The organism is Streptomyces sp. NBC_01622 (genome assembly GCF_045209635.1).
GTDB lineage: Bacteria > Actinomycetota > Actinomycetes > Streptomycetales > Streptomycetaceae > Streptomyces.
Genome location: NZ_CP109293.1, coordinates 4,661,372 through 4,673,023 on the forward strand (window position 1 = coordinate 4,661,372; position 11,652 = coordinate 4,673,023).

10 protein-coding genes and 2 pseudogenes are annotated in these 11,652 nt (G+C 70.8%); 10 read left to right on the forward strand and 2 right to left on the reverse strand.

The genetic code is table 11. The features are described 5' to 3' along the window. Window positions 1-6: 6 nt before the first annotated feature. From OH768_RS20920 to OH768_RS20950, 7 genes are all read left to right on the forward strand, one after another. A complete protein-coding gene (locus OH768_RS20920) occupies window positions 7-1,041 on the forward strand; it encodes an ABC transporter ATP-binding protein (protein WP_406455764.1) in 1,035 nt (344 codons plus the stop codon). Then, window positions 1,038-1,679 (forward strand): ABC transporter permease, encoded by a 642-nt coding sequence (locus OH768_RS20925; protein ID WP_019066704.1) that lies wholly within the window; start codon window positions 1,038-1,040, stop codon window positions 1,677-1,679. The genes OH768_RS20920 and OH768_RS20925 overlap by 4 nt, the downstream gene beginning before the upstream one ends. Next, the gene (locus OH768_RS20930) at window positions 1,679-2,350 is read left to right on the forward strand and encodes an ABC transporter permease (protein ID WP_406465376.1); all 672 of its coding nucleotides are present in this window, start codon (window positions 1,679-1,681) and stop codon (window positions 2,348-2,350) included. Before OH768_RS20925 ends, OH768_RS20930 begins: the two co-directional genes overlap by 1 nt. Window positions 2,351-2,466: 116 nt before the next feature. Beyond that, window positions 2,467-3,405 (forward strand): ABC transporter substrate-binding protein, encoded by a 939-nt coding sequence (locus OH768_RS20935; RefSeq protein WP_406455767.1) that lies wholly within the window; start codon window positions 2,467-2,469, stop codon window positions 3,403-3,405. A gap of 130 nt (window positions 3,406-3,535) precedes the next feature. Next, entirely contained in the window at window positions 3,536-4,204 is a 669-nt protein-coding gene (locus OH768_RS20940; RefSeq protein WP_406455769.1) for a carbonic anhydrase, read from the forward strand. A gap of 38 nt (window positions 4,205-4,242) precedes the next feature. After that, a complete protein-coding gene (locus OH768_RS20945; protein ID WP_406455771.1) occupies window positions 4,243-5,841 on the forward strand; it encodes a SulP family inorganic anion transporter in 1,599 nt (532 codons plus the stop codon). A 19-nt stretch (window positions 5,842-5,860) separates the two neighbouring features. Continuing rightward, complete coding sequence (locus OH768_RS20950) at window positions 5,861-6,292, forward strand: hypothetical protein (RefSeq protein ID WP_406465377.1); 432 nt, start codon at window positions 5,861-5,863, stop codon at window positions 6,290-6,292. A gap of 9 nt (window positions 6,293-6,301) precedes the next feature. Here OH768_RS20950 and OH768_RS20955 read toward each other — a convergent pair. Beyond that, a pseudogene (locus OH768_RS20955) lies at window positions 6,302-6,866 on the reverse strand (SDR family oxidoreductase). 128 nt (window positions 6,867-6,994) lie between these two features. Here OH768_RS20955 and OH768_RS20960 point away from each other — a divergent pair. Next, window positions 6,995-7,306, forward strand: a pseudogene (locus OH768_RS20960) (transcriptional regulator); the annotation flags it as partial. 378 nt (window positions 7,307-7,684) lie between these two features. On the opposite strand, the gene OH768_RS20965 reads toward OH768_RS20960, so the two are convergent. Next, window positions 7,685-9,076, reverse strand: a complete 1,392-nt coding sequence (locus OH768_RS20965; RefSeq protein WP_359603433.1) for a cystathionine beta-synthase — start codon at window positions 9,074-9,076, stop codon at window positions 7,685-7,687. Window positions 9,077-9,224: 148 nt separating this feature from the next. On the opposite strand from OH768_RS20965, the gene OH768_RS20970 reads away from it, so the two are divergent. Both OH768_RS20970 and OH768_RS20975 read left to right on the forward strand, forming a co-directional pair. After that, window positions 9,225-10,262, forward strand: a complete 1,038-nt coding sequence (locus OH768_RS20970) for an SGNH/GDSL hydrolase family protein (RefSeq protein ID WP_406455773.1) — start codon at window positions 9,225-9,227, stop codon at window positions 10,260-10,262. Between the two features lie 131 nt (window positions 10,263-10,393). Next, the gene (locus OH768_RS20975; RefSeq protein WP_406455775.1) at window positions 10,394-11,614 is read left to right on the forward strand and encodes an acetyl-CoA C-acetyltransferase; all 1,221 of its coding nucleotides are present in this window, start codon (window positions 10,394-10,396) and stop codon (window positions 11,612-11,614) included. Window positions 11,615-11,652: the final 38 nt, after the last annotated feature.

An 11,652-nucleotide genomic window follows, 5' to 3' on the forward strand; every position in this document is an offset into this window, starting at 1 on the left:
CAACTCATGATCCAGTTCGACGCGGTCCACAAGCGCTTCCCCAACGGCACGACAGCAGTTCACGATCTCTCCCTGGAGATGCCGGAAGGCGGGGTCACCGTACTGGTCGGATCCTCCGGTTGCGGCAAGACGACCACCCTTCGGATGATCAACCGGATGATCGACCCGACCTCGGGCGTCATCAAGGTCGGCGGCAAGGACGTCACCCAGCAGGACGCCGCCGAGCTGCGCCGCTCCATCGGGTACGTCATCCAGCAGTCGGGGCTCTTCCCGCACCGCACGGTCCTCGACAACATCGCCACCGTGCCGCTCCTGCTGGGCCACGGCCGGAAGAAGGCACGCGCCCGTGCCGCCGAACTCCTTGAGACGGTCGGTCTCGCCGCCGACGCCGGCAAGCGGTACCCGCACCAGCTCTCCGGCGGCCAGCAGCAGCGCGTCGGCGTGGCCCGCGCGCTCGCCGCCGACCCGCCGGTGCTGCTGATGGACGAGCCCTTCGGCGCCGTCGACCCAGTGGTCCGCACCCAGCTCCAGGACGAACTGCTGCGCCTGCAGAAGGAGTTGAACAAGACCATCGTCTTCGTCACGCACGACATCGACGAGGCCGTACGACTCGGCGACCGCATCGCGATCTTCCGCACCGGCGGCCACCTCGTCCAGTGCGCGGCCCCCGCCGAACTCCTCGCCCGCCCGGCCGACGACTTCGTGGCCGACTTCCTCGGCGCCGAGCGCGGCCTCAAGCTGCTCTCGCTGAAGACCCTCGCCGACGTCCCGCAGGGCCCGGCTCCCGAGGGCGGCACCTGGACCCTCGTCCTCGACGAGGCCCGCAAGCCCCTCCACTGGGCCGCCAAGGACGCCGAGATCCCCGTACGACCGCTCCGCGACGGCGACTCGCTGCTGGCCGCGCTCGACGAGTCCGTGGCCTCGCCCACCGGCCTGATCGCCCGCGTCGACGCCGACGGCGTCCTCACCGGCGTCTCGTCCCGCGACGACATCCACACCTACGCGGGCCAGGCGCACGCCGAAGCGCGGGTAGCGGCGTGAGCGTCGACTGGTCGTGGATAGGCGACCACACCGACGACCTGACCAGCCTCACGTTCTCGCACCTCCAGGCCGCGATGACCGCCGTCTTCTTCGGCCTGCTGATCTCGCTCCCGCTGGCCGTGGTCGCCCACCGGGTCCGCCCGCTCCGGGGCTTCCTGCTCGGCCTGTCGAACGTGCTCTTCACGATCCCGTCGATCGCGATCTTCGTACTCCTGCTCCCGATCAGCGGCCTGACCCGCACCACCACGGTCATCGGCCTGACGGTCTACACGCTGGTCGTGCTGCTGCGGAACACGGTCGAGGGTCTGGACTCCGTCCCCGCGAAGACGAAGGAAGCCGCGAAGGCGATGGGCACGCGCCCCCTGCGCACGCTCCTCACCGTCGAACTCCCCCTCGCGCTCCCGGTCATCATGGCGGGCGTCCGCATCGCCACGGTCATGTCGATCTCGCTCGTCTCGGTCGCGACCTACATCGGTGACGGCGGCCTCGGCCAGCTCTTCACCGACGGTTTCCAGCGCGACTTCCCGACGCCCGTGATCGTGGGCGTGGTCCTCACCCTGCTGCTCGCGGTGGTCGCGGACGCGGCCCTGGTCGGCCTCCAGTACGTACTCACCCCGTGGAAGAGGCGGCGAGCCTGATGTACGAACTCTTCAAGAACCTCGCCAAGTGGCTGACCAGCGGCTCCCAGTGGGCCGGTACGGACGGCATCGCGCACCGCCTCGCCGAGCACCTCCAGTACTCGCTGCTGGCAACCCTCATCGCGGCCGCGATCGGCCTCCCGCTCGGCCTGCTGATCGGCCACACCGGCAAGGGCGCGTTCCTCGCGATCAACCTCGCCTCCTTCGGCCGCGCCCTGCCGACCGTGGGCCTGGTCGTCCTGGTCTTCCTGGCCAGCGGCCTGTCGATGTGGCCGGTGTACATCGCGCTGGTCGCCCTCGCGGTCCCGTCGATCGTGACGAACACCTACGCCGGCATGACGGCCGTCGACCCGGACGTGAAGGACGCGGCACGCGGGCAAGGCATGCGCGGCCACCAAGTCCTCTTCCAGGTCGAGTTGCCCCTCGCGCTCCCCCTGATCATGACCGGCCTGCGGCTCGCCCTCATCCAGGTGGTCTCCACGGCAACCGTCGCCGCGTACGTCTCCTTCGGCGGCCTGGGCCGCTTCGTCTTCGACGGACTCGCCCAGCGCGACCTCGTGCAGGTGCTCGGCGGGGCGGTGCTCGTCGCCGTCGTCGCCATCGTCCTCGACCTCGGGCTCTCCGCCCTCCAGCGCTTCCTCTTCCGCCACCGCACGGCGGCGCTTCGCTGACTGTGCCGTCTATCGTCTGCGGCTTCGTCGTGGCTGGTCGCGCCCACCCGGCGGTAGCCGGACATCGGCACGGCCCCGCGCCCCTTTGGGGCGCGCCGAACCTGAAGGAACCTGAAATGAACCGTCGTACCCTCCTCGGCGCCCTCGCCGGAACGGCCGTCGCCGTCCCCGTCCTGTCCTCCTGCGCGAGCGGCGTCACCTCCCTCGACGGCGGGGGCTCCGCCGGCGGTGGCAGCGCCTCCAGCAAGAACGGCGTCACCATCGGCACCGCCAACTTCACCGAGAACCAGGTCCTCGGCTACCTCTACGCCGCCGCCCTCGAAGCGGCCGGAGTGAAGGTCAAGGTCCGCCCCAACCTCGGCACCCGCGAGATCGTCTTCCCCGCCCTCAAGAGCGGCGACATCGACCTCCTCCCCGAGTACCAGGGCTCTTTGCTCACCTACCTCCAGCCCAAGTCCAAGGTCGCGGAGGCGGGCGAGATGCAGAACGCCCTCACCCTCGCCCTCCCCTCCGGCCTCCAGGTCCTGGCCTACGGCATCGCCGAGGACGCGGACTGCTTCGTCGTCACCCGCGAGACCGCCAGGAAGTACGGCCTCGCCACGCTGGCCGACCTCGCGAAGCACAACGGCAAGCTCGTCATCGGCGCCTCCGCCGAGGTGAAGACCCGTCAGGTGGGCGTCGTAGGGCTGAAGGACGTCTACGGCATCGAGTTCAAGGAGTTCAAGTCCCTTGATTCCGACGGACCGTTGGTGAAGGGCGCGCTGAAGAAGGGCGATGTGGACGTGGCGAACCTGTTCACCACCGACACCGACATCAAGGCCAACGACTGGGTCGTCCTGACCGACCCCAAGACCCTGATCCCCAGTCAGCACATCGTCCCGCTCATCGCCGACCGGGTGGCCGACCCCACGGTCCGCAAGGCCCTGGCGAGCCTCGGCAATCTGCTCACCACGGCCCAACTCACCGAGCTGAACCGCCAGGTGGACAAGGACAAGAAGGACCCGGAGGACGTGGCGAACGCGTACGCGAAGCAGCACGGCATCACGAAGCAATGACGTGTCGATGATCTGACGAGGAATCAGCCAAGTGTCGTTAAACGCACACTTAGGGTGACTGATCGCATGCGTAGGGTGGTTGAGCGCTACAGCACAACGTGCTGAACAAGCACACCACCTGAGGAAACGCATGGCCTCGAACCGCAGGGCCTTTCTGACGGCCACCGCCGTCGGCGCGCTGGCCACCGCCCCCACGACCGCCACCGCCGCCGTCGGCACCCGGCTCCACCCGACCACCGCCCCCGCAGCCCTCGCCGAACTCCTCGACGGCAACCGCCGTTACGCCGGCGGCCACTCCCGCCACCCCGACGAGAGCCGCCCGCTGCGCCACCAACTGGCCACCGCACAGCACCCGTTCGCGGTGATCGTCGGCTGTATCGACTCCCGGGTGCCGCCCGAGCTGGTCTTCGACCAGGGCCTCGGCGACCTGCTGTGCATAAGGACAGCGGGCGAGGTCCTGGACGAGGCGGTGCTCGCGTCCATCCAGTACGGCGTCGAGGAACTGCGCATCCCCCTGGTGCTGGTGCTCGGCCACGAGCGCTGCGGGGCGGTGGCGGCGACGCTCGCGCACCTGGAGAGCGGCGCCCCCGTTCCCGGCCATCTCGCGCTCCTCGTGGACGAGATCGCCCCGGCCGCGCGCCGCACCCGGGCACTGCCCGGCGACTGGGCCGAGCACACGATGACCGCCCACACGGCCTGGGTCAGGGACGCGATCCGCGCCGACCCCGCCTTCGCTCCGGCGCACGTCGTGGCGGGGCGCTTCGACCTCGACACGGGCGCCGTGTCCCTGCTGCCGTAACCCTCCCTTCCCCCCACGCAACTCACGCGAAGAAGCCCATGACCATGAACGGCGTGCTCTCCGTCCTGCCCTCCCCCGCCGACTTCCGCACGATGACCCGCGCCCCGCGCCGCGACCTGCTGTGCGGCCTCACGGTCGCCGTCGTGGCGCTCCCGCTCGCCCTCGGTTTCGGGGTGACGTCCGGTCTCGGCGCGGCCTCCGGCCTGATCACCGCGATCGTGGCGGGCTCGCTCGCCGCGCTGTTCGGTGGCTCCGCGCGCCAGGTCAGCGGCCCGACCGGCGCGATGACGGTCGTCCTCGTCCCGATCGTCCACGAGTACGGCGCGAACGGCGTCCTCACGGTCGGGCTGATCTCCGGCTTCATGCTCCTCGTGCTCGCCTTCGCCCGCGCGGGAACGGCGATGGCGTACGTCCCCGCGCCGGTGATCGCCGGCTTCACCATCGGCATCGCGTGTGTCATCGGACTCCAGCAGGTGCCGTCGGCGCTGGGTGTGCCCACTCCGGCCGGCAACCAGGTGGCGGTGGTGGCGGCGCGCGCGGCCGAGGAGTTCGCCGCGACCCCGCACTGGGCTGCCCTCCTCCTCGCCCTGGGCTCGGCCGCGCTGATGCCGGCCGGGGCGCGCTGGAAACCGACGGTTCCCTTCTCCCTGGCGGCAGTTGGCGTGGCGACGGTCGTGGCCGAGGCCCTGCACCTGCACGTGACCCGCCTGGGCAGCCTCCCGTCCTCACTCCCCGCGCCTTCCCTCGCCTTCCTGGACGTGTCCCGAGTCCCGACGCTGCTCCTCCCGGCCGCAGCGGTGGCGGCACTGGCCGCCCTGGAATCCCTCCTCTCCGCCTCGGTCGCGGACGCGATGCGCCCGGGCGAGCGCCACGACCCCGGCAAGGAACTCTTCGGCCAGGGCATCGCCAACCTCGCGGCCCCGCTCTTCGGCGGTGTCCCGGCAACGGGCGCGATCGCGCGTACGGCGGTCAACGTCCGCACCGGCGCCACCTCCCGTCTGGCCGCGCTCGCGCACGCCGTGATCCTCGCCGGGATCGTCGCGGTCGCGGCCCCGCTGGTGGGCCGTATCCCTCTTTCCGCACTGGCCGGAGTGCTGCTGGCGACGGCGGTCCGCATGGTGGAGACGGACGCGGTCCGCGCGATGGCCCGCTCGACGCACGGGGACGCCCTGGTCCTGGTTCTCACCGCGGCCGGCACCCTCGCCCTCGACCTGGTGCGCGCGGTCCTGATCGGCCTGGGCGTCTCGGTCCTGCTGGCCCTGCGCGCGGCGATGCGAGGCACCCGCCTCACCCCCGCCACGACCGACGAACTCCCCGACACCTCCGGCACGGTGACCTACCGCTTCGACGGCCCCCTCCTCTTCGCCGCCGCCCACCGCTTCCGCCGCAGCCTGGCCGGCGTGCACGATGTGACGGCCGTGGATCTACGGCTCTCCGGCCTCACAGCGGTGGACGCGACGGGCGCGCTGGCGCTGAAGGAGGCGGTGGGCGAGCTGCGCGACCGGGGTATCGAGGTCCGGATCACGGGTGTGGAGCACGGTCACCGCAAGGTGCTGGAGTCGCTCGGAGTACTCCCGGTGAACCCGAATTCCAACAGGGGGGCTATCCCCAGTGCAGCGGGCGCGACCGCTCCCTAATCTGAGTCGCATGACGGGAATGGACTCGCACGACGCCGAACTCAAGAAGGAACTCAACGCCACCCTGCAGGCGCGCAGGGAGCTGGGTGACGAGTACGAGTCGGCGCTGGTCGACTCGTTCCTGGAGAAGGTCGACCAGCGCATCGACGGCGCGGTGGAGCGCCGGGTGCGCCGGCAGCTGGCCGAGCAGCAGATGGTGGTCGCCCGCGGCTCGCGCGGCGGGCCGAAGCCGACCGACTCCTGGGGCGAGCGCTTCGGCTTCGGCATCGTCTCGATGGTCCTGGCGATCCCGCTCTCCGCGATCGGCGGCGGCATCGCCCACCTCCCCGGCCTCCTGGTGGCCTGGGCCGGCATCGTCGGCGTCAACGCCGTCCAGGCCGCCCGCACCAACCCGGGGTTGTTCGGCGGCCGGCGCCGCAAGTCCTCCCAGGACAGCGAGTGGGAGGACTGACCACCCCGGTCACGCCTGGCGGGTCGGCAGCACCATGATCTGCCGCAGGTCGACGTGCCGGGCCCGGCTCGCCGCGTAGGCCACGACATCGGCGACCTCCTCGGCGGACAGTCCGCCCAGCGCCCCGAACATCTCGTCCAGCTGGCGGGTCGTTTCCTCGCTGCCGAGATGTGTCCCCAACTCGGTGTCGGTCAGGCCCGGTTCGATGTTGGTGACCCGTAGGTCGCGGTGCCCGAGCTCGGTGCGCAGCGACTGGGAGAGATAGGTGTCGAGCATCCGCCGCCACTCGTCGAACCGCCCGTCGTCGACGGCGTGCGGCAGCATGAGCCGGCGGCGTTGACGACGAGGTCGACGGGCCCGTACGTGTCGTGGACGCGCTGGGCGGCGGCCTCCACGGACGCGTCGTCGGTGACATCGGCGACGACCGCGAGGGCCTGTCCCCCCTCGGCCCGGATCTTCCCGGCGAGCGCGTCCAGCCGCTCCCGCGCCGGGCCAGCAGTGCCACCCGCGCCCCGTTCGCGGCCAGTTGAACGGCGATCGCCTGACCGATCCCGCGAAGAGCTCCGCAGGCCAACGGAGGCTTCGTGGTACCGGTGAGGGTAACTTCAGCCGGTCCGGCGTCTGAGGACGAGGCCGTTCAGGCCGATGTGGGGGTTTGGGGGCGCAGCCCCCAAGGCGGCGACACCAGTGCCGGGTGCGCTGCAGGGGCGCGGCACGAGCGTCTCGGACGCGGTGCTCGACGCGGTCGCCCGCGTGCTGCGCCTGGACGAGACGGAGCACGCCTATCTGCGTACGGTGGCCCGGCCCCACCGCGCGAAGAAGGACCGGACGCCAACTCCCCGCATCCGCCCCGGTGTTCAGGTACTGCTCGACGGCATGGACCGCATGCCCGCCGCCGTCCGCAACATCCCGCGCCATGTCTTCCTCGACCCGGCCTCGCGCGACCTCTGCCCCGACGGAGTGCGCCTACGGTGTGAAGCGCGTGCGGCACAGACGGCGGAGAGGCTTGCGCTGCTGGGGAGTTGGGCAACGACAGCGTCGTAGACGATGTGCCCGCGGAAAAAAGCTATGCGCGGGGACCGCCGCACCCCCCGTTGCCGGGAGGGCGGGACGACGGCGGTCCCCGCGAGGGACGCGTGCCGGGTCAGGGCCGGGCGTGCGCGTCCTAGGCGTCGGTGGAGGTCCGGGAGCCGCTCCGGAGGTCCGTGACGCCGTTTTTGTGTCGGCGAGGCGGGGAGCCGCTCCCGCCCTGCCGACATCCACTAATCTGCCGTACCCGTGTTAAGCGGGTGCTGCGTGGACGTGACGCGCTCGTACCACTTCAACGAAGTCCACCGTTTGGGTAGGCAACCGCAAAGTCGCCGCCGTCACGGCCCGTTCACCGGACGTTTCCTACTGCTTCCCGCCCTTGGCGAGGAAGGACAGCAGGTCCTGCCGGCTGATGACACCGGTCGGTTTGCCCTCGACCAGGACGATCGCCGCGTCGGCCGCGCCCAGCACGGTCATCAGGTCGCCCACCGGCTCACCGGAACCGACCTGCGGCAGCGGCGCCGACATGTGCTTCTCCAGCGGGTCGGAGAGGGAGGCGCGCTGGGTGAACAGGGCGTCCAACAGCTCGCGTTCGACGACCGAACCGACGACCTCGGCCGCCATGACGTCCGGGTGGCCGGCGCCCGGCTTCACGATCGGCATCTGCGAGACGCCGTACTCCCGCAGCACCTCGATGGCCTCGCCGACCGTCTCGTCCGGGTGCATGTGCACGAGGGACGGGATGGCGCCGTGCACCTTGTCGTTCAGGACGTCGGCGACGCGGGCGCTGGGGCCCTCGTCCTCCAGGAAGCCGTAGTCGGCCATCCATTCGTCGTTGAAGATCTTGGAGAGGTAGCCACGACCACTGTCGGGGAGCAGGACCACGACCACGTCGTCCGGGCCGAGCCGCTCCGCGACCCGCAGCGCGGCCACGACCGCCATCCCGCAGGAGCCGCCGACGAGCAGCCCCTCCTCCTTCGCGAGCCGGCGGGTCATCTGGAAGGAGTCCTTGTCGGACACGGCGACGATCTCGTCCGCGACGGTCCGGTCATAGGCGGTCGGCCAGAAGTCCTCACCGACGCCCTCGACGAGATACGGCCGTCCGGAGCCGCCGGAGTAGACGGACCCCTCGGGGTCGGCACCGACGACCTGGACCTTCCCGTCGCTGGCGTCCTTGAGGTAGCGCCCGGTGCCGGAGATGGTGCCGCCGGTCCCCACGCCCGCCACGAAGTGGGTGATCCTCCCCTCGGTCTGCTCCCAGAGCTCGGGGCCGGTCGAGTGGTAGTGGGAGAGCGGGTTGTTGGGGTTGGAGTACTGGTCGGGCTTCCAGGCGCCCGGCGTCTCGCGGACCAGGCGGTCGGAGACGTTGTAGTACGAGTCCGGGTGCTCGGGGTCCACGGCGGTCGGGCACACGACCACTTCGGCGCCGTACGCGCGCAGCACGTTGATCTTGTCGGTGGACACCTTGTCGGGGCACACGAAGATGCAGTGGTACCCCTTCTGCTGGGCCACGATGGCCAGGCCGACACCGGTGTTGCCGCTGGTCGGCTCGACGATGGTGCCGCCGGGCTTGAGCGCGCCGCTCTGCTCCGCCGCCTCGATCATGCGCAGGGCGATGCGGTCCTTCACACTCCCGCCGGGGTTGAAGTACTCCACCTTGGCCAGAACGGTCGCCTGGATGCCCGCGGTCACGCTGTTGAGCCTCACCAGCGGGGTGTTGCCGACGAGGCTGATCATCGAGTCGTGGAATTGCACCGTTGTCTCCGGTTGCTGCAAAAGAAGTGGTCGTGATTGGTCCCGCCAGCCTAAGGCCCATAAATGGCGTTCACCGCCTCTTGAGATTGGGCCACGTGCTGTTCGGGGCAAGGAGTGGATGACGGCTACGAGGAGGTGGCGGCGGCGTATGACGAAGATGTCGAGGGCGCGGGTGGCCCGGCGGATCGCGGCCGGTGCGGCGTACGGCGGCGGCGGGGCCGGACTGGTGGGCGCGGCGGCCATCGGCCTGGTGCTGGCCGAGGTGCGCTTCGTGAAACGGCATGTGGGCAACGGCCATGCGCCGGGCAGCAACCATGTGCCCAGCGCCGACGGCCGCTACGGCCATGTCTACGACACCCCGGGTGAACCGCCGCTGCGGCTGACCATGCTCGGCGACTCCACGGCAGCCGGGCAGGGCGTCCACCGGGCGGCCCAGACCCCGGGCGCGCTGCTGGCCTCGGGCCTGGCCGCGGTCGCGGAACGCCCGGTCGAGCTGCGCAACGTGGCCCTCCCGGGCGCCCAGTCCGACGACCTGGACCGCCAGGTCGCCCTCGCCCTCGCGGACACCTCCCGTGTGCCCGACGTCTGCGTGATCATGATCGGCGCGAACGACGTCACCCACCGCATGCACCCGACCACATCGGTCCGGCACCTCTCGGCGACGGTACGGCGGCTGCGCACGGCCGGTGCCGAGGTGGTCGTCGGCACCTGTCCCGACCTGGGGACGGTGGAGCAGGTCCAGCAGCCGTTGCGCTGGCTGGCCCGCCGGGCCTCCCGGCAACTGGCGGCGGCCCAGACGATCGGCACGGTCGAACAGGGCGGGCGCACGGTGTCGCTGGGCGACCTGCTGGGCCCCGAGTTCGCGGCGAACCCGCGCGAGCTGTTCGGCCCGGACAACTTCCACCCCTCCACGGAGGGCTACGCGACGGCGGCGATGGCGGTCCTGCCGACCGTCTGCGCGGCCCTGGGCCTCTGGCCGGCGGAAGAGGACCGCCCGGACGTGTCCCGCCGCGAGGGCTTCCTGCCGGTGGCACGAGCGGCGGCGGAGGCGGCCTCGGAGCCGGGCACGGAGGTCACCGCGGCGATGCCGACCGGGCCTCGGGGGCCGTGGGCGTTGCTGAAACGGCGGAAGAGGAGGCGGGTACCCGAGCCTGAGGTCACTCCGGTACGGACCACCCACCCCTGACCTGAGGAAAGCAAGCGCTTAGAAAACTGCGGTCAGGGTCACACAGCAATCCCCGTGACCTGTGCCATACGTGCGGGTAACTTCCCAAGAAAGCCGTGCCAGTTCCCCGCACATACGCCAATGGAGCCGTGATGCCCGAAGCCGTCATCGTCTCGACCGCCCGCTCCCCCATCGGCCGCGCCGTCAAGGGCTCCCTCAAGGACCTGCGCCCCGACGACCTCACCGCCACGATCATCCAGGCCGCCCTGGCGAAGATCCCCGAACTGGACCCCGCGCTCATCGAGGACCTGATGCTCGGCTGCGGCCTCCCCGGCGGCGAGCAGGGTTACAACCTCGGCCGGATCGTCGCCGTACAGATGGGCATGGACCACCTGCCGGGCTGCACGATCACCCGTTACTGTTCCTCGTCGCTGCAGACCAGCCGTATGGCCCTGCACGCCATCAAGGCCGGCGAGGGCGACGTCTTCATCTCGGCCGGTGTCGAGATGGTCTCCCGCTACGCCAAGGGCAGCTCGGACGGCCTCCCGGACACCACCAACCCGATCTTCGCCGAGGCGCAGGCCCGCACCGCCGCCACCGCCGCGTCCGAGGGTTCCACCTGGCACGACCCGCGTCAGGACGGCCTGCTCCCCGACCCGTACATCGCGATGGGGCAGACCGCCGAGAACCTGGCCCGGATCAAGGGCGTCACCCGCCAGGACATGGACGAGTTCGGTGTCCGCTCGCAGAACCTCGCCGAGGAAGCCATCAAGAACGGCTTCTGGGAGCGGGAGATCACCCCGGTGACGCTGCCGGACGGCACGGTCGTCAGCAAGGACGACGGCCCGCGTGCCGGCGTCACCCTGGAGGGCGTCTCCGGTCTCAAGCCGGTGTTCCGCCCCGACGGCCTGGTCACGGCCGGCAACTGCTGCCCGCTGAACGACGGCGCCGCCGCGGTCGTCATCATGAGCGACACCAAGGCCCGCGAGCTGGGCCTGACCCCGCTGGCGCGAATCGTGTCGACCGGCGTCTCCGGCCTCTCCCCCGAGATCATGGGCCTCGGCCCGGTCGAGGCGTCCAGGCAGGCGCTGGGCCGTGCCGGTCTCACCGTCGACGACATCGACCTGTTCGAGATCAACGAGGCGTTCGCCGCCCAGGTGATCCCGTCCTACCGCGACCTGAACATCCCGCTGGAGAAGCTGAACGTGAACGGCGGCGCGATCGCCGTGGGCCACCCCTTCGGCATGACCGGCGCCCGCATCACCGGCACACTGATCAACTCCCTCCAGTTCCACGACAAGCAGTTCGGTCTGGAGACGATGTGCGTCGGCGGCGGCCAGGGTATGGCGATGGTCATCGAGCGCCTCAGCTGACCAACTCCCCGTAGCCGTACGGGAACTTTGTGTCACCA

Coding starts and splice junctions, on each gene's coding strand:
- OH768_RS20920 (WP_406455764.1), top strand. CDS start 7: ATGATCCAGTTCGACGCGGTCCACAAGCGCTTCCCCAACGGCACGACA.
- OH768_RS20930 (WP_406465376.1), top strand. CDS start 1,679: ATGTACGAACTCTTCAAGAACCTCGCCAAGTGGCTGACCAGCGGCTCC.
- OH768_RS20935 (WP_406455767.1), top strand. CDS start 2,467: ATGAACCGTCGTACCCTCCTCGGCGCCCTCGCCGGAACGGCCGTCGCC.
- OH768_RS20940 (WP_406455769.1), top strand. CDS start 3,536: ATGGCCTCGAACCGCAGGGCCTTTCTGACGGCCACCGCCGTCGGCGCG.
- OH768_RS20945 (WP_406455771.1), top strand. CDS start 4,243: ATGACCATGAACGGCGTGCTCTCCGTCCTGCCCTCCCCCGCCGACTTC.
- OH768_RS20950 (WP_406465377.1), top strand. CDS start 5,861: ATGGACTCGCACGACGCCGAACTCAAGAAGGAACTCAACGCCACCCTG.
- OH768_RS20970 (WP_406455773.1), top strand. CDS start 9,225: ATGACGAAGATGTCGAGGGCGCGGGTGGCCCGGCGGATCGCGGCCGGT.
- OH768_RS20975 (WP_406455775.1), top strand. CDS start 10,394: ATGCCCGAAGCCGTCATCGTCTCGACCGCCCGCTCCCCCATCGGCCGC.